The sequence below is a fragment of the Saccharopolyspora sp. NPDC050642 genome (assembly GCF_040654735.1).
GTDB lineage: Bacteria > Actinomycetota > Actinomycetes > Mycobacteriales > Pseudonocardiaceae > Saccharopolyspora > Saccharopolyspora elongata.
The window spans coordinates 122,291-146,011 of record NZ_JBFAIN010000019.1; the positions used below are offsets into that span (position 1 = coordinate 122,291).

22 protein-coding genes and 1 pseudogene are annotated in these 23,721 nt (G+C 72.0%); 11 read left to right on the plus strand and 12 right to left on the minus strand.

All coding sequences use genetic code 11. From position 1 onward, the window contains the following. Positions 1–43: 43 nt before the first annotated feature. A complete protein-coding gene (locus AB0H93_RS26580; RefSeq protein ID WP_358575936.1) occupies positions 44–1,030 on the plus strand; it encodes an aldo/keto reductase in 987 nt (328 codons plus the stop codon). Positions 1,031–1,034: 4 nt separating this feature from the next. On the opposite strand, the gene AB0H93_RS26585 is transcribed toward AB0H93_RS26580, so the two are convergent. From AB0H93_RS26585 to AB0H93_RS26600, 4 genes are all read right to left on the minus strand, one after another. After that, positions 1,035–2,165: a VIT1/CCC1 family protein gene (locus AB0H93_RS26585; protein ID WP_358575937.1), complete on the minus strand. Its 1,131-nt coding sequence runs from the start codon at positions 2,163–2,165 to the stop codon at positions 1,035–1,037. Between the two features lie 17 nt (positions 2,166–2,182). After that, on the minus strand, positions 2,183–3,070 hold the full coding sequence (locus AB0H93_RS26590) for a nitroreductase (RefSeq protein WP_358575938.1): 888 nt from the start codon (positions 3,068–3,070) through the stop codon (positions 2,183–2,185). Further along, positions 3,067–3,198 carry a hypothetical protein gene (locus AB0H93_RS26595; protein WP_268951841.1) on the minus strand — a complete coding sequence of 44 codons (132 nt, stop codon included), beginning with the start codon at positions 3,196–3,198 and terminating at the stop codon, positions 3,067–3,069. The genes AB0H93_RS26590 and AB0H93_RS26595 overlap by 4 nt, the downstream gene beginning before the upstream one ends. Positions 3,199–3,510: 312 nt before the next feature. Then, positions 3,511–4,290: an enoyl-CoA hydratase-related protein gene (locus AB0H93_RS26600; protein WP_093267845.1), complete on the minus strand. Its 780-nt coding sequence runs from the start codon at positions 4,288–4,290 to the stop codon at positions 3,511–3,513. A gap of 100 nt (positions 4,291–4,390) precedes the next feature. On the opposite strand from AB0H93_RS26600, the gene AB0H93_RS26605 reads away from it, so the two are divergent. From AB0H93_RS26605 to AB0H93_RS26620, 4 genes are all read left to right on the plus strand, one after another. Then, positions 4,391–5,206 (plus strand): IclR family transcriptional regulator, encoded by an 816-nt coding sequence (locus AB0H93_RS26605; protein ID WP_358575939.1) that lies wholly within the window; start codon positions 4,391–4,393, stop codon positions 5,204–5,206. A gap of 103 nt (positions 5,207–5,309) precedes the next feature. Then, positions 5,310–5,495 (plus strand): hypothetical protein, encoded by a 186-nt coding sequence (locus AB0H93_RS26610; protein WP_132486206.1) that lies wholly within the window; start codon positions 5,310–5,312, stop codon positions 5,493–5,495. Between the two features lie 599 nt (positions 5,496–6,094). Continuing rightward, positions 6,095–6,268 (plus strand): hypothetical protein, encoded by a 174-nt coding sequence (locus tag AB0H93_RS26615; RefSeq protein WP_358575940.1) that lies wholly within the window; start codon positions 6,095–6,097, stop codon positions 6,266–6,268. 102 nt (positions 6,269–6,370) lie between these two features. Beyond that, entirely contained in the window at positions 6,371–8,224 is a 1,854-nt protein-coding gene (locus tag AB0H93_RS26620) for an ABC transporter ATP-binding protein (RefSeq protein ID WP_358575941.1), read from the plus strand. On the opposite strand, the gene AB0H93_RS26625 is transcribed toward AB0H93_RS26620, so the two are convergent. The 4 genes from AB0H93_RS26625 to AB0H93_RS26640 form a co-directional block, all read right to left on the minus strand. Further along, a complete protein-coding gene (locus AB0H93_RS26625; RefSeq protein ID WP_358575942.1) occupies positions 8,221–9,414 on the minus strand; it encodes an FAD-dependent monooxygenase in 1,194 nt (397 codons plus the stop codon). The two genes, AB0H93_RS26620 and AB0H93_RS26625, sit on opposite strands and share 4 nt — an antisense overlap. Positions 9,415–9,550: 136 nt before the next feature. Further along, entirely contained in the window at positions 9,551–10,360 is an 810-nt protein-coding gene (locus AB0H93_RS26630) for an ATP-binding cassette domain-containing protein (protein WP_132486210.1), read from the minus strand. Beyond that, positions 10,360–11,349 carry an ABC transporter permease gene (locus tag AB0H93_RS26635; RefSeq protein ID WP_358575943.1) on the minus strand — a complete coding sequence of 330 codons (990 nt, stop codon included), beginning with the start codon at positions 11,347–11,349 and terminating at the stop codon, positions 10,360–10,362. The genes AB0H93_RS26630 and AB0H93_RS26635 overlap by 1 nt, the downstream gene beginning before the upstream one ends. Beyond that, a complete protein-coding gene (locus AB0H93_RS26640) occupies positions 11,346–12,353 on the minus strand; it encodes a substrate-binding domain-containing protein (RefSeq protein ID WP_358575944.1) in 1,008 nt (335 codons plus the stop codon). Before AB0H93_RS26640 ends, AB0H93_RS26635 begins: the two co-directional genes overlap by 4 nt. A 158-nt stretch (positions 12,354–12,511) precedes the next feature. Between AB0H93_RS26640 and AB0H93_RS26645 the strand changes: the two genes are divergently transcribed. Genes AB0H93_RS26645 through AB0H93_RS26655 form a run of 3 tightly spaced genes read left to right on the plus strand, consistent with a single transcriptional unit; the run spans position 12,512 to position 15,219 of the window. Beyond that, positions 12,512–13,402, plus strand: coding sequence for a PfkB family carbohydrate kinase (locus AB0H93_RS26645; protein ID WP_358575945.1), 891 nt, complete (start codon positions 12,512–12,514; stop codon positions 13,400–13,402). Positions 13,403–13,408: 6 nt separating this feature from the next. Next, positions 13,409–14,569 carry a histidine kinase gene (locus tag AB0H93_RS26650; protein ID WP_358575946.1) on the plus strand — a complete coding sequence of 387 codons (1,161 nt, stop codon included), beginning with the start codon at positions 13,409–13,411 and terminating at the stop codon, positions 14,567–14,569. Further along, on the plus strand, positions 14,566–15,219 hold the full coding sequence (locus AB0H93_RS26655) for a response regulator transcription factor (RefSeq protein WP_358575947.1): 654 nt from the start codon (positions 14,566–14,568) through the stop codon (positions 15,217–15,219). The genes AB0H93_RS26650 and AB0H93_RS26655 overlap by 4 nt, the downstream gene beginning before the upstream one ends. On the opposite strand, the gene AB0H93_RS26660 is transcribed toward AB0H93_RS26655, so the two are convergent. Then, positions 15,216–15,785: a hypothetical protein gene (locus AB0H93_RS26660; protein WP_358575948.1), complete on the minus strand. Its 570-nt coding sequence runs from the start codon at positions 15,783–15,785 to the stop codon at positions 15,216–15,218. The genes AB0H93_RS26655 and AB0H93_RS26660 overlap by 4 nt on opposite strands. A 183-nt stretch (positions 15,786–15,968) precedes the next feature. On the opposite strand from AB0H93_RS26660, the gene AB0H93_RS26665 reads away from it, so the two are divergent. Together AB0H93_RS26665 and AB0H93_RS26670 are read left to right on the plus strand one after the other, a co-directional pair. After that, positions 15,969–17,363, plus strand: coding sequence for a 3' terminal RNA ribose 2'-O-methyltransferase Hen1 (locus tag AB0H93_RS26665; protein WP_358575949.1), 1,395 nt, complete (start codon positions 15,969–15,971; stop codon positions 17,361–17,363). Beyond that, the gene (locus AB0H93_RS26670; protein WP_358575950.1) at positions 17,363–19,921 is read left to right on the plus strand and encodes a polynucleotide kinase-phosphatase; all 2,559 of its coding nucleotides are present in this window, start codon (positions 17,363–17,365) and stop codon (positions 19,919–19,921) included. The genes AB0H93_RS26665 and AB0H93_RS26670 overlap by 1 nt, the downstream gene beginning before the upstream one ends. A 73-nt stretch (positions 19,922–19,994) precedes the next feature. Here the strand turns inward: AB0H93_RS26670 and AB0H93_RS26675 are convergent, their stop codons facing one another. Further along, entirely contained in the window at positions 19,995–21,473 is a 1,479-nt protein-coding gene (locus AB0H93_RS26675) for a serine/threonine-protein kinase (RefSeq protein WP_358575951.1), read from the minus strand. A gap of 236 nt (positions 21,474–21,709) precedes the next feature. On the opposite strand from AB0H93_RS26675, the gene AB0H93_RS26680 reads away from it, so the two are divergent. Continuing rightward, positions 21,710–22,903 (plus strand): cytochrome P450, encoded by a 1,194-nt coding sequence (locus AB0H93_RS26680; RefSeq protein ID WP_358575952.1) that lies wholly within the window; start codon positions 21,710–21,712, stop codon positions 22,901–22,903. A 50-nt stretch (positions 22,904–22,953) separates the two neighbouring features. Here the strand turns inward: AB0H93_RS26680 and AB0H93_RS26685 are convergent. Both AB0H93_RS26685 and AB0H93_RS26690 read right to left on the minus strand, forming a co-directional pair. Further along, a pseudogene (locus AB0H93_RS26685) lies at positions 22,954–23,037 on the minus strand (TetR family transcriptional regulator); the annotation flags it as partial. A 325-nt stretch (positions 23,038–23,362) separates the two neighbouring features. Beyond that, a complete protein-coding gene (locus AB0H93_RS26690) occupies positions 23,363–23,614 on the minus strand; it encodes a hypothetical protein (RefSeq protein ID WP_358575954.1) in 252 nt (83 codons plus the stop codon). Positions 23,615–23,721: the final 107 nt, after the last annotated feature.

Consider the following 23,721-nt stretch of genomic DNA (forward strand, 5'->3'; position numbering starts at 1 on the left):
TGGTGGCGGACCGGAAATCGAGACAACACCGATCGGAGCGCACGTGTCGCAACCGTCCCTGCCCCGCCGCGAACTGGGCCGCAGCGGCCCGCTGGTGAGCGCCATCGGCTATGGCGCGATGGGCCTCTCCGGGGTCTACGGCGCCGCCGACGACGCCGAGTCGGCCCGGCTGCTCGACCAGCTGGTCGACCTCGGCATCAACTTCCTGGACACCGCCGACGTCTACGGCGAAGGGCACAACGAGGAGCTGATCAGCGGCCTGCTGGCGAAGCGCCGCGACGAGGTCGTGCTGGCCACCAAGTTCGGCTCGAACAAGGAGACCGGCGGCGGCCGCCCCGAGTACGTCCGCCAGGCGGTCGAGGCCAGCCTCACCCGCCTGGGCACGGACCGCATCGACCTCTACTACCTGCACCGGCTCGACCCGACCACGCCGATCGAGGACACCGTCGGGGCGCTGGCCGAGCTGGTGCAGGCGGGCAAGGTGCGGTACCTCGGCCTCTCCGAGATCAGCGCCGGCACGCTGCGCCGCGCCCACGCGGTGCACCCGATCACCGCGGTGCAGCAGGAGTACTCGCTGTTCACCCGCGACCCGGAGGCCGAACTGCTGCCCGCGCTGCGCGACCTCGGCGTCGCGCTCGTCGCGTACTCGCCGCTGGGCCGGGGCGTGCTGACCGGCGCGTTCAGCGACATCTCGGACGTCGAGAACTTCGAAGTCCGCAAGAAGCGGTACCCGCGCTTCGAGGAGGAGAGCCTCCGCCACAACATCGAGCTGACCCGGCCGCTGCGCGAGCGCGCCGCGGACCTGGGGATCACCCCGGCGCAGCTCGCGCTGGCCTGGCTGCTCGCCCAGGGCGAGGACGTGGTGCCGATCCCGGGCAGCCGCCGGATCGAGCGGGTGGAGGCCAACATCCACGCCGCCACGACGCGGCTGGACCCGGCGGTCGTGGCGGAGCTGTCCGCGAAGTTCCCGCCCGGCGCCGCCGCCGGCGAGCGCTACACACCCGCCGGGATGGCCCGGCTGGACCGGTGACCGCTCACCCGACGGTCGCGCCGAAGACCAACCCGAGCAGGTAGGTCACCGCCGCTGCCCCCGCCCCGATGGCGAGCTGCCGCAGGGCGCGGGGCAGCGGCGCCGCACCGGAGAGCACGCCGACGGTCGCGCCGGTGAGCATCAGCGCGAGCCCCACCAGCACGGCGGCGACCAGGACGGCGAGGCCGCCGGAGAGGCCGAACGCGAACGGCAGCACCGGGACCAGCGCGCCGGAGGCGAAGAAGACGAAGCTGGAGATCGCCGCCTTCGTGCCGGTACCGACGACCTCGTGGTCGTCGGTGGGCTTGTCGGCCGGCGGCACCGCCGGTTTGGGATTGCGCAGCAGCGCGTCCGCGCGGCGCTGGGCCTCCTCGGCGGACATTCCCCGGGCCCGGTAGACCAGGGCCAGCTCGTTCGCGTCGACGTCGAGGTAGGGCACCACGGCGCGGGCATCGGGATTCGGTGCCGCCGCTGCCAGCAACTCCCGCTGGGAGCGCACCGAGATGTACTCGCCGGCCCCCATCGACAGCGCGCCGGCCAGCAACCCCGCCAGGCCGGTGAGCAGCACCGTCGAGGTCGGCACGTTCCCGCCGATGACGCCCAGCACCAGCGCCAGGTTGCTGACCAGGCCGTCGTTGGCGCCGAACACCGCCGCCCGGAAGGTGCCCGACACGCGGGCGCGCCCGCGCGCGGCCAACGCCCGCACCACTTCTTCGTGGATCCGCTCGTCGGCGGCCATCGCCGGCGGCGCGTCGCGGTCGGAGCCGTACGGCGAGCGGCTTTCGGCGCGCTGCGCCAGGGCGAGCACGAACACCGACCCGAACCGCCGGGCCAGGAACACCAGCAGCCGCATCCGGAACTGGCCGCGCCGCACCGGCCCGACCTCGTCGCCGAGCAGCGCCTCCCAATGGGCGGCGTGCCGTGCCTCGGCCTCGGCGAGGCCCAGCAGGATCTCCCGCTCCTCACCGGAGCGGCGGGCGGCCAGCTCCCGGTAGACCTCGGCCTCCTCGCGCTCGTCGGCGAGCCGTCGCCGCCACCGGCGCACCGACCGCGCATCGGCCTTGCCCGCTCGAGATCCGCTGTCCTGCACGCGCCAAGCCTCCCAGCAGAGATCGCCGTCTTCCACTCGAAGCATAGGTCCACTGTGGATTTTCAGCGCCGGATGGGCAGCAGCTCCATCGAATCCGCGAGCACCCGGCGCGGCGTCGGCGGCGGCGCCTCGGACGCCGGCCAGCCCAGCCGCAGCACCAGCTGGGGGTGACCGGCCCCGCCGAGGACCGTCTCCCGGACCCGATCGCGCTCCTCGTCGACCTCGCCGAGGTGGTTCAGCGGGCAGCCGACCAGGCCGTCGCGCGCCGCGGCCAGCAGGACCGCGCTCAGCGCCTCCCCCACCGCCAGCCAGCTGTCGACGCCGTCGCCGCGGGTGGCCAGCACGGCGAGCACGGCCTCATCTCCGAGCACCGGCAGCACCGGCTCGGGATCATCGAGCTCCGCGATCGCGCTCTGGTACGCGGCGGATTCCCGGAACTGCCCGGCCCGCCGCAACGACTCCAGCACGACCGAACGGTGCTCGGCGGCCCGCACCAGGACGCCGTGCTCCGTCTCGGCGGCGGCACGCAGCTCCGTCAGCAGCTCGGGGGCGACGAGCTCCGACCGGAACGACCGCCGTTCGGTGCGCCGCTGTCCCGCCACGCCGGCGAGCGCGACCAGCTCCGGGGCCACGTGATCGCGCGGGCTGAACTGGATCGACGCCAGGTGTCCCGGCTGGGCCGGGTTCGGCAGCCGGTGCACCAGCGCCCGCCAGCCGAGCGCGGCGAACGCGATCCGCGCGTGGTGCAGCACGGCACCGCAGCTGATCACCTGCGCGCGCCCCGTCGGGTCGAGCACCTCGGGCAACCGGGACAGGTCCAGGAACAACTGCACCGATCGCTCGGCGAGCAGCCACCGCCACGGTTGGCAGTTGTGCGCGGAAGGCGCCCGGCACGCCAAGGACAGCGCCGAGCACACGGTGTCGTACGACGGTGCCGAGACCCGTGTCATCCCAGCGCCAGCAGCCGCCGGACGCGGCGCGGCAGGCGCGGCAACCATCCGTCGCCGAACCTGCGGCGCGCTCCTCGCGGACGCTTCCCGATGATCGAACCGAACACCACCACCACGACCTCACGCACTCCGGACGGGCCACCATCGTTCGCACGACCGGGCTGATCGGTCCAGAGCAGAAAGTCACGGCGGTCGAAGCCGGCTCAGAATCTGATTCCAATCTCGTCTTGCGTAGCGGTGCGGGTGGCGGCCCCCCTGCGGGAGTTGCAGACGCCGCCTGGACTGTGGGAGCCCCGACTTACGTATGGACCAATACGCGGCATCGGGGACCGGCCTCGCCCAGTAGCCCAGAAGGGCGGGCACAGCCTGAGAACCCGCGGCGGCGCAAGCCGCGTAAGTGGGCTAAGCGGCTGGCGCCGCTTCAATGCCAAAACAGACCTTCAGTCGCCGAAAGCCGGGGGGCGCTTCTCCAGGAACGCCCGCATCCGCTCGCGCGCGTCCGCGGTCTGCGAGGTCGCCGCCATCACCTCGGTGGCGATCGCGTACGCGTCGGCCTCCGGCCGGTCCAGCTGCGCGTAGATGGTCTGCTTGCCGACCGCCTTGGCGTGCCGGCTGCCGCGGGTGGCCCGGGCCAGCAGCGCCTCGACGGCCGCGTCCAGCTCCGCGTCGGGCACCACCTGGTTCACCAGGCCCCACCGCTCGGCGGTCGCGGCGTCGACCAGGTCACCGGTCAGCGCCATCTCCATCAGCCGCTTCCGGCCGATGGATCGGGCCACCGGCACCGCCGGGGTGTGGCAGAACCAGCCGCCCTTGCCGCCGGGCAGCGCGAACCCGGCCGACTCGGCGGCCACCGCCAGGTCGCAGGTCGCGACCAGCTGGCAGCCGGCCGCGACCGCCGGGCCGTGCACTCGCGCGATCACCACCTGCGGGACCGCGTGGATGGTGCGCATCAGCGACTCGCACAGGCGCAGCAGCTCGCGCATCCCGGCCAGGTCCCGGTCGGCCATGTCGCCGAAGTCGTGCCCGGAGCTGAACACCGGGCCCGCGCCCGCCAGCACGATCCCGGTCGCCTTCGTCTCGGCGGCCGCCTCGAAAGCCCGGCGCAGCTCGGCGAGGTGCCCCGCCGACAGCGAATTGCGGGTCTCGGGGCGGTTCATGGTGATCCGGACGGTCGCACCGTCCTGTTCGGTCAGCAGGTGCTGGTACTCCGGGTTGCTCATCGATGCTCCAGGGAATTCGACTCCGTCGTCGTTCTCCCGAGCCTCGCACAGCGAACACCGCCGCGGCACCCACCTGGCGGGGCGGCCGCAGAATGGGTCCATGTCGGGTTTCGAGACGGACCGGCGCACGCCGCCGGGGTTGCCGCAGACCGCCGACCGCGCCCTGCAGGTGCTGCTGGCCTTCGACCGGGCGAGGCCGGAGTGGGGTGTCACCGAGGTCGCCACCGAGTTCGGCCTGCACACCTCGATCGCGCAGCGGCTGCTGGCGACGCTCGCGCACCGCGGTTTCCTGGTGCAGGACACCGCGAACCGCCGGTACCGGATCGGCCCGGCCGCGCTGCACCTCGGCCGGATGTGGGACCAGGCCGGCGCCCTGGACATCTTGGTGCGGCCGCTGCTCGCCGAGCTCGCCGAGGCGACCGGGCACAGCGCCCTGCTGGCGCTGCCGGACAGCGCGCACATGCGCTGCGTCGTGGTCGCGGAGGGCGCCGACGGCAGGCTGCGGGACTACCCGCTGACCAACGAGCTCTACCCGGCGCACGCCGGCGCCACGAGCAAGTCCTTCTACGCGTTCCTGCCCGACGAGCAGCGGTCGCGGATCTTCACCGACCGGCCGCTGGCCCGCTTCACCGACCGCACGGTGACCGACCTGGCCGAGCTGGAAGCGCAGTTCACCGAGGTCCGGGCGAACGGCTGGGCCTACACCGTCGGCGAGTACGACCTCGGCGTGGCGACCCTCGCAGTGCCGGTCTTCCTGCGCGACGAGCCCTACGGGAGCTTGAGCGTCGGCTGGCTGTCCGAGCAGTACCGGCACGACCCCACCGAGTGGGTGGAGTTGCTGCGCGAGGTCAGCTCCCGCGTCAGCCTCCGCCTGACCAGGCCGATCCCCCGGCGGCATCGGCGCGGCCGGTTGTGATCGGCGGTCGGATGTGATCGGCTTCCCCCACGCGGGTGAGAGGCGGCGCGCGGGGGCCGGGTAGGGTCTCGTCGGCGCCGGGGCCGGACAGGAGGCTGATCTCATGAATCGCAAGGCCGTGATCGTGATCGTGGTGCTCCTGGTCGTCGTCTGCGGCTCGCTGCTGGTGCGCGACCCGATCGGGGCTGCGGACGTGGTCCGGTCCGGGTTCGACATGCTGGTGTCGGCGATCAGCGCCATGGTCAACTCGCTGACCACCTTCCTCCAGCACCTCTTCGCCGGCAGCTGACCGGCCGGGCCCCGCGCGGCGGCCGACAATTCATTCACCAACTGTGCTGTCCGATACTTATCAACCAACAGCCATCCGCGTTGGAGGAAAACGTCGCCTTGATTCATTTCCGACACCTGAAGAAGCGAACAGCAATATAAAAGGATCGCACCCAATACCCACTTGCCCAACACCGGAAACGGGCTTTGGAAAAAGCTAGGGACCAAATACCCGGATCCCTGCGGGCGCCGCGGAAGCCGCGCCGCAAAGACGAAAAAATCCGTCCGGCCAATGCGAAAGTCGGCTTGTCCTCCCCGGGTCGACCGCTTAGGGTGGGAACCGGTCACATCAAGGAAAGAGCCGGCCGAGGTCAGTGCCAATTGACATCGGCTACTGGGGAAGACCGACTCACCGGCGAAGTGGCCCGGCGCGGGGGAAAAGATTTCCGGCCGGTCCGCATGCCACAAAGCTCCCATCGGGCGTACGTTCGATCCAGGGCCCAGATCGAGCTGCCCGGATGGCATGCGGATGACTGGAATTCCCAAGCGCTGCGTGCAAGCGCGCGTCGGATCGCACGGTTCGGCACGCGACGTGCATCGATTCCGGAAATGGTGATGGGAATGCAGATCAAGGATTCGTTCAGGTTCGACCGGTTCCGCAGCAACTGGGGCTGGGGCGGCTGGGGCCGCGGCTGGGGCTGGGGCGGTTGGGGCTCCGGCTGGGGCTGGGGCGGCTGGGGCTCCGGCTGGGGCTGGGGCGGCTGGGGCGGCTGGTGGGGCGGCTGGGGCTGCTAGTGACCCCTGACGTCCACTGGACCGTTTCGTCATCGCGTAGCTCCCACCCCGCGGGGGTGGGAGCTACGCCCGTGCATGGGGGGTGAGGATTTGCCGGGCTTGGTGAACTGGCTGTTCCGGCCGGCCGACCGGGACACCGAAGGACTCGTCGAGCGCGCGCCGACGGTGCGGCTGCGAGAAGTCTTCCGCCGCTTCTGGCCGGATGCGCGGCAGTACCGCGGCTGGCTGCTGCTCAGCCTGGTGCTGGTGCTGGTGGCGCCGCTGCTGGACGCCGCCGCGATCTGGCTGTTCAAGGTGCTCATCGACGACGTGCTCACCCCGCGCAACTTCTCCCTCTTCCCCGCCATCGCCGCGGCGTACGCGGTGATCACGCTGGTCTCCGGCGCGCTGGACTTCTGCGGGCAGTACCTGGCGACGTGGATCGGCGAGAACTTCCTGAACAAGTTGCGCACCAAGGTCTTCGCCCACCTGCACACGCTGTCGGTCGGGTTCTTCGACCGCAGGCGCATCGGCGACACGCTGTCCCGGCTCACCGGCGACGTGGCCGCCATCGAGAGCCTGGTGCTCTCCGGCGTCGCGCAGACCTTCGCCTCGGTGGTGAAGGTCCTGCTGTTCGCCGGCGTGCTGTTCTACCTCGACTGGCTGCTGGCCCTGGTGTCCCTGGTCGGGGCGCCGCTGTTCTGGGTCGTCGCCAAGTTCTTCGCGCGGCGGATCCGGGAGGCCTCCCGCGAGGTCCGCGGCCGCAGCGGCTCGATCGCCACCGTCGCCGAGGAGAGCCTCGGCAACGCGCCGCTGATCCAGGCCTACGGGCGGGAGCAGTCGGAGATCGACCGCTTCGCCAGGCAGAGCCGCGGCAACGTCGCCGCCGCGCTGTCGTCCGTGCGGGTCGGCGCGCTGTTCTCCCCGCTCGTCGACGTGCTGGAGGTCATCGGCGTGATGGCGATCCTCGGCGTCGGCATCTACGAGCTGTCGGCCGACCGGATCACCCTCGGTGGTCTGCTGGTGTTCCTGGTCTACCTGTCCCAGCTCTACACCCCGGTCCGCAGCCTCGGCCAGCTGTCCAACACCGTCTTCGCCGCCGCCGCCAGCGCCGAACGCATCATCGACCTGCTCGACCAGCGCCCGCTGGTGCAGAACCCGGCGCACCCGATCCCGCTGCCGCGGCGGGTCACCGGCCGCCTGGAGGTCGACCGGGTCACCTTCTGCTACCCCGACACCGCCACCGACGTGCTGCACGGGGTGAGCTTCTGCGCCCTGCCCGGCCAGACCACCGCCGTGGTCGGCGCCAGCGGCGCGGGCAAGTCGACCCTCACCAAACTGCTGCTGCGGTTCTACGACCCCACCCACGGCCGGATCCTGCTGGACGGCACCGACGTGCGGGCCGTGGACATCGCCGCGCTGCGCGCCAACATCGCGATCGTGCTGCAGGAAACGCTGCTGCTGGACGGCACCATCGCGGACAACATCCTGGCCGGGCGCCCGGACGCCAGCCGCGAACAGCTCGTCGAAGCGGCCGAAGCGGCCGACGCGCACGAGTTCATCCAGCGGCTGCCGGAGGGTTACGACACCCGCGTCGGGCAGCGCGGCCGGCTGCTCTCCGGCGGCCAGCGGCAGCGCATCGCGATCGCCCGCGCGATGATCCGCGACGCCCCGATCCTGCTGCTGGACGAGCCCACCACGAGCCTGGACGCCGAAGCCTCGCGGCGGATCCTCGCGCCGCTGCGGCGCCTGATGGCCGGCCGCACCACCATCGTGATCTCGCACAACCTGCTCACGGTGCGCGACGCCCAGCAGATCATCTACCTGGACCGGGGGACGATCACCGAGGCCGGCACCCACCACGAGCTGCTGGCCAACAACAACGGCTACGCCAACCTCTACCGGCTGCACCACCCGGAGACTCCGGCCGGGCCGGAAGCACCGGCCCGGCCGGACGGCCGACTGCCCAACAACTAGCGCCAGGACTCGCCGCGGCGCCGGGCGCGCAACCAGCGCTGCCCGACGCCGGCGATCCGCTTCCCCTTGCGCACCAACAGGTTCTGGTTGACCAGGTGCTGCTGGTACCGCCACGGCGGCTGCACGCTGTGGCGGCCGGCCATCGCGAAGGTGAAGTCCACCGCGCCGCGGTCGGTGTAGCGGTCGATGTTCTCGAACCACGCCATGCTGGTGCGCGCGGCGGTCTGCGCCAGGCGCAGCTGGGCGTGGCCCTCCTCGTCGAACTCCTTCAACGCGGCGGTCGTATCGCCGTGGTCGAACAGGTACTGCGCGAGCACGATCGCGTCCAGCATCGCCAGCCGGGTCCCGGAGCCGATGGTGAAGTGCGTGGTGTGCGCGGCATCGCCGATCAGCACCATGTTCCCGTGCAGCCAGGTCTGGTTGTAGACCTGGGTGAACCGCTGCCACGCCGCCGGTTTCCCGCGGGACTGGCTGATCAGCGAGCCGCCCCGCAGCGGGCCCGCGAAGATCCGCTCCAGCATCCCGACGGTGTCCTCCGGACCCATCTGGTCGAACCCCAGTCGTTGCCAGGTGGTGTCCTGGCATTCGACGATGAAGGTGCTGATGCCGGCGCTGGAGGGGTAGGCGTGGAACCAGATCCAGCCCTCGGGTGTCTCTTCGAAGTCGAAGGTGAACATGTCGAACACCCGGTCCGTGCCCAGCCAGATGTACGGGTTGCGGCCCTGGTCGACCTGGGTGCCGAACTCCTCGGCGTAGCGCTGCCGGGTGCGGCTGTTCGCGCCGTCGGCGACCACGATCAGATCGGCGTCGGCGAACTCCGACAGGTCATCCGCCGCGTGCTCGTACTGGACGTCCACGCCCAGCTGGACCGCCCGCTCGGCGAGGATCTCCAGCAGCGGTGCGCGGTTCACGCTGTAGCCGTATCCCCCGAGATAGGCCTTGTCCCGGCCGCGCATAGCGACGACTTGCTCCTGCCACAGCGTCGAGGCGGCGCGGATCCGCTCCGCGCTCTCCCGGTCGTTGCGGTACAGCGTGTCCAGCAGGTTCTCCCAGTACACGACGCCCCAGCCGTAGGTGGCTCCCGGCGGATCCCGTTCGATCACGGTGATGTCGTGCCCGGCGTCCCGCATTTTGGCCGAAATGGCGAAGTACAGACCGGCGGGGCCGGCTCCGATGCACACAATTCTCACAGCACGACCTCCTGCTAACAGGCGGGCAGCTGCGCAGGCGCACCGGGAGGCACGCCGTTGTCCGCGTGACGCCCTCGTTGTACACCGCCGCCGGGTTGCTCGCACCCGCACGCGGTGTGTCGGGGCGCCCGCGCCGCTACTCCCCCAGGCCCGTGCGCACCGCGGACGAGACCTCCTCCAGGTCGCCGTCCTCCCGCAGCACCAGTGCACCGGTGATCAGCCCCACCACCTGGCTCATGCTGTGCTCGCGGGGCGTCACCACGCCGACCCGGCGGCCGAGCCGGTGCACGTGGATCCGGTCCGCGATCTCGAAGACGTGCGGCATGTTGTGGCTGATCAGGACCACCGGCAGGCCGCGCTGCCGGATCCGGTCGATCAGCGCCAGCACCTTCCCCGACTCCGCCACGCCGAGCGCCGCCGTCGGCTCGTCCATGATCACCGCCTTGGTGCCGAAGGCGGCCGCCCGGGCCACCGCGACGCCCTGCCGCTGCCCGCCCGACAGCGTTTCCACCGGCTGCGCGATCGACTTCACCGCGATGCCCAGCTCGTCCAGCACTCGCTGCGCCTCGGCCCGCATCCAGCCCTGGTCGACCTTCCGGAACAGCTTCCCGAGCAGCCCCGGGTGCCGCTTCTCCCGCGCCAGGAACATGTTGGACGCGATGTCCTGCGCCGGGGCCAGCGCCAGGTCCTGGTACACCGTCTCGATGCCGTAGCGGCGGGCGTCCAGCGGCCCTCGGAAGTGCACCACCTCGCCGTCCACCCGGATCTCGCCCGCGTCCGGGATCAGCGCCCCCGACAGCGCCTTGATCAGGCTCGACTTGCCCGCGCCGTTGTCGCCGACGACGGCCAGCACCTCGCCGGGCCGGACCTCGAAGTCCGCGCCGTCGATGGCGGTCACCCGGCCGTAGCGCTTGACCAGGCCGCGGGCGGAGAGCGTGGGCACCATCAGCCGTTCCTCCTCGTCACCCGGTCCACCACGACCGCCGCGATCACCAGGGCCCCGGTGGCGACGTCCTGGTAGAGCGCGTCGACGCCCAGCTGCGTCAGCCCGGAACGCAGGACCGCGACGATCAGCGCCCCCATCAGCGTGCCCAGCACCGATCCCCGGCCGCCGAACAGGCTCGTGCCGCCGAGCACCACCGCGGTGATCGAGTCGAGGTTGCCCAGCTGGTAGGCGTTGGGGTCGGCGTTGGGCACCCGGCCGAGCGCCTGCCAGGCGGCCAGCCCGAAGATCACCCCGGCAGCCACGTACACCGACAGCAGCGTGCGGTTGACCTTGATCCCGGCGAGCCGGGCCGATTCCGGCGCGTTGCCGACGGCGTACACGTGCTTGCCCCAGGCGGTCCTGGTCAGCGCGTACCAGACCCCCAGGTACAGCAGCAGCGCCAGCGTCATGCCGTAGGTGATCTCGATGCCGCCGAAGAGGTAGCGGCGGGTGCCGAGCCAGGTCAGCAGCGCGTCGCCGGTCGGCACCGCCTCGCCGTCGGCGACCAGCTTCGCGACCGCGGTGAGCATCGTGAGCATGCCCAGGGTGACGATGAACGGCGGCAGCCGCACCTGCGTCACCAGCGTTCCGACCACGGCGCCGATGGCCGCGGTGGCCGCGATTCCCAGCAGCAGCGCGACGAATCCGGGCGCGCCGCCCAGCGCCAGCTTGGCCATGATCAGGGTGGCGAGCACCGCGGCCGAGGCGTTGGCCAGGTCGATGCCGCCGGTGAGGATGATCAGCGTCTGGCCGAGCGCGAGGGTGGCGATCACCAGCGACTGCTGCACCACCAGCGACAGGTTGTCCGGGTTCAGGAAGGTGTCGGTGAACACCGAGAACACCGCGATGGCGACGAGCAGCGCCAGCGCGGGCCCGACCGCGGGCGCGCGCAGGAGGAACTCCCGCACGCCCGGCCGCTCGCCGGTGTCCGGCGCGCGGAGCGTCGTCACTTGTCGCCCCAGCAGTTCTGCTCGCCCCAGGCGACCGTCTCGCTGCGCACGCCCGGCATCGGGTGGTCGGTGATCACCACGGAGCCGGTGTCGTGGAAGCCGCTGGGCTTCTGCTTCGTCTTGGCGTACTCCACCGCGGCGTCGACGCCCAGTTCCGCCATCTTGCCCGGGAACTGCATCACGGTCGCCCGGATCTGCCCCGCGGCCACGTTCGCCACGCCCTCGCAGCCGCCGTCGATCGACGCCATCACCACCGGCCCCGCCAGCCCGCGCGCCTGCAGCGCGGCATGCGCGCCGCGCGCCGTCGGCTCGTTCATCGTGTAGACGACGTTGATGTCGCTGGTGCGGGCCAACAGGTTCTCCGCGCCCTGCTGGGCGAGGTTCTGGTCGCCGTTGGCGTTCTGGGTGCCGCGGATCTCCTGCGCGCCTTCGGACAGGCCGATCCCCGCCAGGAATCCGTCGTGGCGGAGCGTGTTGACGGACGATCCGGCGGTGCCGTCGATCATCAGCAGCTTCGGCGGCGTCGCGCCGAGCGCGGCCTTGGCGTAGGTGCCTTGCTGCCGGCCGGCCTCGAAGTTGTCGGTGGCGAAGGTCGCGTCGACGGCGTCGGCGGGTTCCGTCGCGGTGTCCAGGGCGATGACCAGGATGCCCGCCTGGCGGGCGCGGGCGATGGCGTCCAGCACGCCGGTCGAGGAGTTCGGCGTGATCAGGATCGTGTTCACGCCCTGCTGCACGAAGTTCTCGATCGCCCGCACCTGGCCGTCGTTGTCGCCGTCGAACTGCCCTGCCAGCGCGATGAATTCGGCGCCCCGCGCCTGCGCGGCGGCCTTCGCGGACTCGCGGAGCTGCACGAAGTACGGGTTGGTGTCGGTCTTGGTGATCAGGCCGATCTTGGCCGTGCCCGCCGGGCTCGCCGATCCGCCGCCCCATTCGCGTTCGGCCGAACACCCCGCCGCGGTCAGCGCCAGCAGTGCGGCCGCGATCGTCAGGCCCCGTTTGAACATGATGCCTCCACGTCGAGGGCGTGCGTTCAAAGCTCTTTCCGACCGATCAACAACGGCATCGTAGGAACGCGACCATGGCCGGACAAGTCTTTCCCCGGTGGCCACCGGATCGGCCCATTGAGGACGGAAGCGGTGCCCGATTTCCCTACACTTGCGGCATGGCTGCCCCACCGCGCGGCGTGTTCGTCGGCCTGACCACCCTGGACGTCGTGCACCACGTCGACGCGCGCCCGGCCGCCGACCAGAAGGCCACCGCGGCCGCCCAGTTCGTCGCGGCCGGTGGACCGGCGGCGAACGCGGCGGTGACGTTCGCCGGGTTGGGTGGCGAGGCGGTGCTGGTCACCGCGATCGGCCGCAGCCCGGTCGCGGCGGTCATCCGGGCCGATCTGGCGGCCTGCTCGGTCACCGTCGTCGACGCGGCCGAGGACCGGACCGCGGACGCCCCGGTGTCCGCCGTCGCGGTCACCCGCGGCACCGGCGAGCGCTCGGTCGTCGGCATCGACACCACCGCGCTGCAGGTGCACCGGGCGCCGGACCTGGCCGAACTCGTCGGGGCGGCCGACATCGTCCTGCTCGACGGCCACCACCCGGTGCTCGCCGAGGCGGCCGCCGACGCGGCATCGGCGCCGATCGTGGTGGACGCCGGGCGCTGGAAACCGGCCATGCGGCCGCTGCTGCCGCGCGCGGAGGCGGTCATCGCCTCGGCCGACTTCCGGGTGCCGGGCGCCACGACCACCGATGCGACGGCCCGAGCCCTCGTCGATCGGGGCGTGCCGACCGTGATCACCACCCACGGCGGCGGCCCGGTGCGCTGGTGGCACGACGGCGATCACGGCGCGATGCCGCCACCGCGCATCCAGGCCGTCGACACGCTCGGCGCGGGCGATGTCTTCCACGGCGCCTACTGCTTCTTCGCCTGCGAGCCCGGATCGGGCATCCCGGCCAGGATCGAACGCGCCGCGGCGGTCGCCGCGCTGAAGTGCGAGACTCCCGGGCCCCGGGCGTGGCTGCAGCGCCTCCCCGAGCTCCTGCTACGTCGGGGGGAGTAGGCGGAGGTGCGCTCCTGGGACGACCCGCAGGGCTCGGACATCGCGGAAACTGCGAGCATGCGCGGGATGAAATCGCTGATCGGGGACGCGGTCCTCGCCGCCCTGGTCACGTTGGTCGGCATCGTCGGCACGCTCGGCGCCGACCGCTGGACCGCGGCCGCGCACCGGCCGGTCGACGCCATCGGCGTGGGTCTGGTGGCCGCCACCGGGCTGGTCCTGGTGCTGCGGCGGCGCCGACCGGTCGCGACGCTGCTCATCGCGGCCGCGCTCACCTCGACGTACCTGGTGCTGGGCTACACCTACGGCCCGATCCTGCTGGCGCTGCTGATCGCCGTCTACTCGGTCGCCAGGCACCGCCCGCCGGCGACCTCGGTGCCGACCGCGCTCGCCGCCCTGCTCATGCTGCTGGTCCACATCTTCACCAGCGGCGCGACGCTGCCCGGCCTGTTCGGCGTGATCCCGGGTTCGGCGTGGGTCGTGGTGCCGTTCGCGGTGGGGCTCGCGGTCCGGTTGCAGCGCGAGGCGGCGGCCCGGGCCAGGGCCGAGACGCTGCGCCAGCGCGTCGACGACGAGCGGCTGCGGATCGCGCAGGAGGTGCACGACGTAGTCGGCCACGGGCTGGCCGCGATCAAGATGCAGGCCGATGTCGCGCTGCACGTGCTGCCGAAGAAGCCGGAGCAGGCCGAAGTCGCGCTGGAGGCGATCAGCCGCACGAGCAGCGACGCGCTGGAGGAGCTGCGCGCGACCCTGGCCGTGGTGCGCCGAACCGCCGCGCAGGGCCCGGCGCCAGGCCTGGCCAGGCTCGACGACCTGCGGAAGCGGATGCGCGAGGCCGGCGTCCAGGTCCAGCTCACCACCACCGGCGAGCCGCGCGACCTGCCCGCCCCGGTCGACCTGACCGGCTACCGGATCCTGCAGGAGTCGCTGACCAACGTGCTGCGCCACAGCGGCGACAAGCGCGCGTCGATCACGCTCGACTACGCGGCCGACGCGCTGGTCATCACGGTCACCAACCCGCTCACCGGCTCCCCGGGCGACGGCGGCGGGCTCGGCGTTCCCGGCATGCGGCAGCGGGTAGCGGCGCTGGGCGGCGAGTTCACCGCGGGTCCCACCGGCGACGGCCGGTTCGGAGTGCACGCCCGCCTGCCCACCGAAGGACATCCATGATCACCGTGCTGATCGTCGACGACCAGGACCTGGTCCGCATCGGACTGCGCACCCTCCTCGACAACGAGGACGACCTGACCTGCGTCGGCGAGGCCGCGGACGGGCTGGCGGCGGTGGCCGCGGCGCGCGAGCACCGGCCGGACGTGGTCCTGATGGACGTGCGGATGGCCGGCGTCGACGGGCTGGAGGCGACCCGGCGGATCACCGCGGCCCCGGAGCTGCCGGACACCAAGGTGATCGTGCTGACCACCTTCGAGGTCGACGAGTACGTCTTCGCCGCGCTGCGCGGCGGGGCCAGCGGGTTCCTGCTGAAGGACACCAAGCCGGTCGACCTGCTCCGGGCGATCCGGCTGGTGGCCGGCGGTGAGGCTCTGCTCGCGCCGTCGGCGACGCGGAAGCTGGTCCGGGAGTTCGTGTCGATGGCACCGCGGTCGCGCCGCCCGCACCCGCAGCTGCACACGCTCACCGAGCGGGAGCGCGAAGTGCTCGGCCTGGTCGCGGAGGGCCTGAACAACGAGGAGATCGCGGAGCGCCTGGTGGTCAGCCCGGCGACGGCCCGAACGCACGTCAGCCGGGCGATGATCAAGCTGGGCGCGCGCGATCGCGCCCAGCTCGTCGTCTTCGCCTACCAGTCCGGCCTCGCCGACTAGCGCGCCCCCGCCTCCTGCCGCACCGGCGGTCGCGCCGCGGGTTTCCGCGTCCTGCCCCACGGCTTGTAGACGGACAGCACCGTCGCGGCCACCAGCATGATCAGGTGGGCGACCGGCAAGGCGAGCAGGAGTCCGGCCGACCACGGCTGGGCGTCGAAGAACGTGCCCCCGTCCCGCCATTCCAGGGCCGGTACGGCGCGACGCACGTGGCGGTCTTCGAGCTGCACCGCGGTCACGATCACCGCGACGGTCAGCACCAGCTTCGTCACCACCCAGTAGTGCCGCAGCAGGCCCCACCTGGTGCCCAGCGAGAGCACCACGCCGGACAGCAGCGTGGCGATCGCCAGCGGCGGGAACGCCACGTCGACCGCGTCCACCGCCAGGTACAGGCTCTGCGCGCGGGGCGGAGCACCGGTCAGCACGGCGGCCAGGCCGAGCACCAGCTTGGCCGCCGTGACCCCCAGCCACGCGGAAGCGACGACGAGGTGCACCGTGCTCCACAACTTGTAGGCGCGCGGCGAAAGCCGGCGCGAGCCGCGCTTGGTCGATGCTGGCCGGTTCGACACGATCGCCTCCCGTTGGTCCCGCGGCGCCCAGGCGGTCCGGGCGCCGCGCGACCAACTCTGGCCGGGCTCCCCCACCGGCACATCGGGCCGCAGTCGACTCCTGCCGTACGTCCGTCTGCGTACCCGGTCTGAAACCTGGAAAAGGAGGTTCGCCGGTGCCGGGCGTTGGGGCACACTGTGGCCGTGCTCGTCACCCTCACCACCACGCACCGACCGGCCACCGATCTCGGCTTCCTGCTGCACAAGCATCCGCAGAAGGCGCAGACCTTCCCAGTGGCCGGCGGAACGGCGCACGTCTTCTACCCGGTCGCCGCCGAGGACGAGTGCACCGCCGCGCTGCTGCTGGACGTCGATCCGGTGAACCTGGTGCGCGGCAAGAAGAACGACGCCTTCGCGCTGGCCCAGTACGTCAACGACCGGCCCTACGCCGCGGGCTCGCTGCTCGCCGTGGCACTGGGGTCGGTGTTCCGGACGGCGCTGAACGGGCGTTGCGATGCGCGGCCGGAGCTGGCGGAGACACCGATTCCGCTGGAGGTCCGGGTTCCCGCGTTGCCGTGCCGGGGCGGCGCCGAGCTGGCCGCGCGGCTGTTCGAGCCGCTGGGCTGGCGGGTCGAGGCCGCGCCGGTGCCGCTGGATCCGCAGGTTCCGGGCTGGGGCGACTCCAGTTACGTGGACCTGCGGCTGTCCGGCGAGCTGCGCGTCTCCGCCGCGCTCAAGCACCTCTACGTGCTGATTCCGGTGCTGGACAACGGCAAGCACTACTGGGTCGGCTCGGACGAGGTGGACAAGCTGCTGCGGGCCGGTGACGGCTGGCTGGCCGACCACCCCGAGCGGGAGCTGATCAGCAACCGGTACCTGGCGCACCGCAAGTCCTACGTGCGCTCGGCCCTGGCGCAGCTGGCCGAGTCCGGCGACGACGAGCTGGACGACGCGATGGCCGAGCCGGCGGTGACCGCAACGTCCGAAAAGGACGTTCCGCTCGCCGTGCAGCGCCGCGGAAGCGTGCTGGCCGCGCTCAAAGCGAGCGGGGCGCGGCGCGTGCTTGACCTCGGTTGCGGTGGCGGTGCCCTGCTGCACGACCTGATCCAGGAGCCGTCGTTCGCCGAGATCGTCGGCGTGGACGTGTCGGCCCGCGCGCTGGAGGTCGCCGCGCGCCGCTTCGAGCGGCTACCGGAGCGCCAGCGCGAGCGGCTCGCGCTGCGCCAGTCCGCGCTGACCTACGTGGACACCTCCCTCGCCGGATTCGACGCGGCGGTGCTGATGGAGGTCATCGAGCACGTCGACCCGCCCCGGCTGGCCGCGCTGGAGCACGCGGTGTTCGCCGCCGCCCGGCCCGGCACCGTCGTCGTCACCACCCCGAACGTGGAGTACAACGTGCGTTTCGAGAACCTGCCCGCCGGCGCGTTCCGGCATGCCGACCACCGCTTCGAGTGGACGCGGCCGCAGTTCCGGCAGTGGGCCGGCGGCGTGGCCGACCGGCACGGCTACGCGGTTGAGCACCTGCCCGTCGGGCCGGAGGATCCCCAGGTCGGGGCGCCGACGCAGCTGGCGGTGTTCACCAGGACGGCGGTGGCGTGATGCGACTGTCCATTCCGGACATGGCGCTGGTGGTGCTGATCGGCGCCTCCGGCTCGGGGAAGTCCACCTTCGCGCGCACCCACTTCGCGCCGACGCAGGTGCTCTCCAGCGACTACTTCCGCGGTCTCGTCGCCGACGACGAATCCGACCAGTCGGCCAGCGCGGACGCCTTCGACGCGCTGCACCACGTCGCGGGCAAGCGGCTGGCGGCCGGGCGGATCACGGTCATCGACGCCACCAACGTCCAGCGCAGCTCCCGGTCCACGTTGATCGAGCTGGCGCGGAAGCACCACGTGCTGCCGGTCGCCATCGTGCTCGACATGCCCGAGTCGGTGTGCCTGGAGCGCAACGCGGCCCGCCCCGACCGGGATTTCGGCGCGCCGGTCGTCCGGCGGCACCGCGCCGAGCTCCGCCGGTCGCTGAAGTTGTTGCAGCGCGAGGGTTTCCGGCGCGTGCACGTGCTGCGCAGCGTCGAGGAGGTGGCGGCGGCCACCGTCGAGATCGAGCCGCTGCTCAACGACAAGCGCGCCGAGACCGGGCCGTTCGACGTGATCGGCGACGTGCACGGCTGCCGGGCCGAGCTGGAGGAACTGCTCGAATCCCTCGGCTACGCCATCGAGCGCGACGACGAGCAGCGCGCCATCGGGGCCGCGCACCCGGAAGGCCGGCGCGCGGTGTTCGTCGGAGACCTGGTCGATCGCGGCCCGGACACCCCCGGCGTGCTCCGCCTGGTGATGGGCATGGCCGAGGCCGGGACCGCGCTGGTGGTGTGCGGCAACCACGAGCAGAAGTTCGTCCGCGCGTTGCGCGGCCGCAACGTCAAGATCGCGCACGGCCTCGCCGAGTCGCTGGCGCAGCTCTCGGCCGAGCCCGCGGAATTCCGCAAGCAGGCGGAGGAGTTCTGCGACGGCCTGGTCGCGCACTACGTGCTCGACGGCGGCAAGCTCGTGGTGGCCCACGCCGGGCTGCCCGAGCACTTCCACGGCCGCGCGTCGGGAACCGTGCGCAGCTTCGCGCTGTTCGGCGAGACCACCGGCGAGATCGACGAGTTCGGGCTGCCGGTGCGCTACCCGTGGGCCAACGACTACCGGGGCAAGGCGATGGTGCTCTACGGCCACACGCCGATGCCCGAGGCGGAGTGGGTGAACGGCACGATGTGCCTGGACACCGGTTGCGTCTTCGGCGGCAAGCTCACGGCGCTGCGCTATCCGGAGCGCGAGGTCGTCTCGGTTCGGGCGCACCACGTCTGGTACGAGCCGAAGCGCCCGCTGCTGCCGCCCGAGGAGCTGCCCCCGGCGGCGGATTCGGTGTCGCGGCGGGAGCCGCACGTCCTCAACCTCGACGACGTCGCGGGCCGTCGTTCGGTGGAAACCCGGCACCACGGGCGGATCGCCGTCCAGCCCGAGCGGGCGGCCGCGGCCCTGGAGGTGATGAGCCGCTTCGCGATCGACCCGCGGTGGCTGCTGTACCTGCCGCCGACCATGGCGCCGGTGGCCACCTCGAACCGCCCCGACGTGCTGGAGCACCCCGAAGAAGCCTTCGCGGGCTACCGCGCGGCCGGTGTGCAGGACGTGCTGTGCGAGGAGAAGCACATGGGCTCGCGAGCGATCGTGCTGGTGTGCCGGGATTCTTCGACGGGCGCGACCAGGTTCGGCATCGACGGTCCGGGTGCGGTGCACACCCGCACCGGACGGCCGTTCTTCGCGCCGGACCAGACCGAGGAGCTGCTCGGCCGCGTCCGCGCGGCCGCGGATTCGGCCGGGTTGTTGGAGGAGCTGTCGACGGACTGGCTGCTCCTGGACGCCGAGCTCATGCCCTGGAGCGCGAAGGCGCGCGGCCTGATCATTGACCAGTACGCCGCGGTCGGTGCTGCGGCGTCGGCGGCGTTGCCCAGCGCCGTGGAGATCCTGGCCGCCGCGTCGCAACGCGGCGTGGACGTCGCCGAGCTGCACGCCAAAACCGTTGCGCGGGCGGCGAATGCCGACGCGTACCGCGAGGCGTACCGCCGGTACTGCTGGCCGACCGAGGGGCTGACCGGTGTGCGGCTCGCGCCGTTCCAGGTGCTGGCCACCGAGGGCCGGACCTACCACGACCGCGAGCACGGCTGGCACCTTTCGATGGCAGACAGACTCGTCGGTGCCGACCCCGAACTGTTCGCCACGACCCGCAGGCTCGCCGTGGACACCACCGACCCGGATTCGACGGCGGCGGGCGTCGCGTGGTGGGAGGAGCTGACCGGCGACGGCGGCGAAGGCATGGTGGTCAAGCCCGCGGCGAACCTCACCAGGGGACAGCGAGGTCTGGCGCAGCCGGGCGTGAAGGTGCGCGGGCGCGAGTACCTGCGGATCATCTACGGGCCCGACTACACCGAGGCGGCGAACCTGGAGCGCCTCCGCCAGCGGTCCCTCGGCCGCAAGCGCGGCCTCGCCACCCGCGAGTACGCGCTCGGCCTGGAGGGCTTGGAGCGGGTCGCGAGGGGCGAGCCGCTGTGGCGGGTGCACGAGTGCGTTTTCACCGTGCTGGCCCTGGAATCCGAGCCCGTCGACCCGCGGCTGTGAGCCGGTCACGCCCCGAGCGGCCACCCGACGCGCATCGCCGCGGCCGAGCTGTGCCCCTCGGTCTGGTCCGCGATCACTGGCCGATCGGGACGAACTTCGACCAGGCGGTCTCGCTGACCTTGGTCTTGCCGTCCCAGAGCTCGACCTTGAAGCGGACCTCGCCCTTCTCGCTCAGGTCCAGGTTGCAGTCGACCGGCGGGCCTTCCGCGCTGTTGTCGTCCTTGCACTCGTCCTTGCGGCCGTAGTCGGTCTCCGACAGCGTCTTGACCCACATGCCGTCTTTGCTGGTGTCGTGCGCGAAGAGGTGGTCGCCGACCGCCTCGAAGCAGCCGGTGCCGCGTTCCGCTCCCTTGTAGCTGACCGACTGGCACCACTTCGTCTGCGCCGGGGTCGCCGGCGGCGTCTCCGGGTCCTCCACCGGCTCCTGGGTTTCCGGCGCCCGTGTCGCGGGGTCCTGCGCCGGCGGCGGGGCGGGCGCGGAAGACGGCGGCGGGGGCGGCGGCGCGCTGGACGTCGGCGGCGCCGAGGTCTGCACCGCGCTCGTCTCCGGCAGCAGCGGCGACGGGTCGCCGATCGGAATCGCCTGGCCCGGCTCGTTGTTCATCGTGGCCGCGAAGGCCGCCACCCCGGCCACGGCCGCGACCACGCCGACCCCGGCCAGGGCGTACACCCAGCGCGCGCCACCCTTGCGCTTCGGCGCCGCAGGCAGCGCGGCGAACTGCGGCGGGATCGCCGTGACGCTGGTCAGCGCCTGCCGGGCCGCCCTCGCCAACTCGCCCGCGCTGCCGAAGCGGTCGGCCGGGTTCTTCGCCATGCCGCGCGTGACGATCTGGTCGAACTCGCGCGGGAGATCATTGCGGACGCCGGTCGGCGCCGGCGGCGCGTGGTTGAGGTGCGCGTTGATCAGCGACGCCGCGGTGTCCCCGGCGAAGGGCTTCGCGCCGGTCAGGCACTGGTACAGCACGCAGGCCAGCGAGTACACGTCCACCCGGTGGTCGACCGGGCCGTCGTCGAACCGCTCCGGCGCCATGTAGGCGAGCGTGCCGACGGTGTAGCCGGTGGAGGTCAGCGTCGCGGAGGCGCGCAGCGACGCGGCGATGCCGAAGTCGACGAGGTAGGCGAACCCGCTGTGGCTGACCAGGATGTTGGACGGCTTGACGTCGCGGTGCACCAGGCCTTCCTGGTGCGCGGCGTCCAGCGCCTCCGCGACCTGCTCCAGCACCGCCACCGCGTCCGCCGGGCGCATCGGGCCGTGCGCGGCGAGCAGCGACCCGACGTCGCTGCCCTCCACCAGGCGCATGTCGAGGTAGAGACGGCCGTCGATCTCGCCGTAGGCGTGGATCGGGATGACGTGCGGCTCCCGCAGCCGGCCGGCCGCGTGCGCCTCCCGCTTGAACCGCTCGCGGAACTCCTCGTCGGCGGCGAGGTTCTCGGCCAGGAGCTTGAGGGCGACCACGCGGTCGTGACGGGTGTCGTACGCGCGGAGGATCTCGCCCATCCCACCCCGCGCGATCAAGCCATCCACCCGGTAAGGGCCGAACTGCCACTTCACGGTGCGTAACTCCTCAAGACCGACATCGGCCGTCATCCTATTGGGTGAGTCACAACGGCGCCGAACACCCCGAGTGCCGCACCTTATCGCGACCTACGGAAGCGATCCGGTCACCCGGTGCCGCCGGTGAAGTTTCCGCTACGAACCGACACCGACCGGTGCGCCGGGCGACCCGGGGCTGCTACAAGAAGTGGATCATGTTCGACCAACCGGCTGCGGAAAGGACCGGTCCACCGATGTCGACCGACGGGACGAACGCACGCAAGATCGATCGAGGCGAACCCGAGGGCGGCTGCCCGGTCAGCCGCGGTTCCGACGGCGTCTGGACGATCCGGGGCCACGCCGCGGCACGCGCCGCGCTGCGCAGCACCGACACCGTCCAGGCCGGCCTCGGAGTGGAGACGGTCGAGAAGATGCCCGCCAAGATCCGGCGCCCGGTGCTGTACCGGGACGGCCCGGAGCACCGCGAGCACCGGCGCCAGACCGCCAAGTACTTCACGCCGCGCCGGGTGGACGAGAGCTACCGGGAGCTGATGGAGCGGGTGGCGGACGCACAGCTCGACAAGCTCCGCGGCGCCGGGCAGGCGCAGCTGTCGGACCTGAGCTTCAACCTCGCCATCGACGTGGCGTGCGCGGTGATCGGGCTGACCGAGAGCCGCCCCGGCCTCCAGCACCGGCTGGAGCGGTTCTTCCCGGAGGAGTTCGGCGAACCGGGCTTCACCAGCCTCAACGGGCTCTACTGGATTTGGCGGCAGGCCACCAACTGGTCCGGGATCTACTTCGGCGACGTCCGGCCCGCCGTCCGCGCGCGCCGCAAGCAGCGCCGCGACGACCTGATCTCGCACCTGCTGGACGAGGGCTGCTCGTCGGCCGAGATCCTCGGCGAGTGCATCACCTTCGCCGCCGCGGGCATGGTCACCACCCGCGAGTTCGTCAACCTCGCCGCGTGGCACCTGTTCACCGACGAGCCGCTGCTGGACCGCTACCGCGCCGCGGATGAACCCGAGCGGCTCGCGATCCTGCACGAGCTGCTGCGCCTGGAACCGGTCGTCGGCCACCTCAGGCGGCGCACCACGGCACCGGTCGAGCTACCGGCGGAGAACGACGAGACGGTCACCGTGCCGACCGGCGAGGTGATCGACATCCAGGTCAGCGCGACGAACGCCGACCCGGGCGCGATGGGCGACCAGCCGCTCGCCGTGTGCCCCGCCCGCCCCCTCAACGACGCCTCCGCACCGGGACTGTCCTTCGGGGACGGTGCGCACAAGTGCCCCGGCGCGAACATCGCGATCATGGAGACCGATGTCTTCCTCAAGAAGCTGTTCGCCGTCCCCGGCGTGCACCTGAAGAAGGAGCCGCGCGTCTCGTTCAACGACGCGATCGGCGGCTACGAACTGCGCGACATGGTCGTGGCGATCCCCAACCCGTGAAGCCGCTGTGCGGGGCGTCCATGACCCGGGCGCCCCGCACAGCGCGACCGCCAGTACAGCGCCGGCGACTTGACGCCCAGTTCGGTGGCCAGGCGGCGCACGGTCAGGCCGTCCAGGCCGACCTCGTCGAGCAGGTCCTACCGCTCCGCCCGGCGGCCCGGCGAACTGGCCTGGGCCGTCGTCAGCGTCATCGCGGCGATCCTGATCCCCGCCACCCTCTACATGGCCGCCGCCGCATTCGACATGGACACCCAGACGGGCCAGTACCACGGCGTGTGGCAACGCATCAGCCTGGGCATCGTCGGTGTCTGGTACGCGCTGTTCGCCGTCCGCCTCCTCCTGCAGCGCAGCGGTGCCCGGCCCCAGGTCGAGCGCCGCAGCAACGAGAAGGTGCCTGCATCTAGCTGACGAACGACGGGGGCGCCACCGAGCGGTGGCGCCCCCGTCGTTCGTCCCGGATCAGGATTCCGGTGCGTCGCTCCCGGCGGGAACGGCGATCGGCCGCAGCCGGGCCCACACCACGAGCGCGGCGGCGAACACGAGCATGCCGATGCCCGAGTAGAGGTTGATGTTGATGCCGCCGGACTTGGTGATCTCGTCCGCGCCGTCGGTCGCGCCGACGACGACCAGCACCGCGCCGAAGATGCCGAACAGCAGCGCGATCACGGTGCGGATGTCGAAGGCACCCGCGGTACCCGAAGTCTTCGCCATGTCGGTTCCTCCTCAGCCGAAGATGATGTTGAGGGCGATGATCAGGACCAGCGCGATCCCCGCCAACAGCCCCGGACGGCGATACCAGCCCGCATCCTCACCACTGG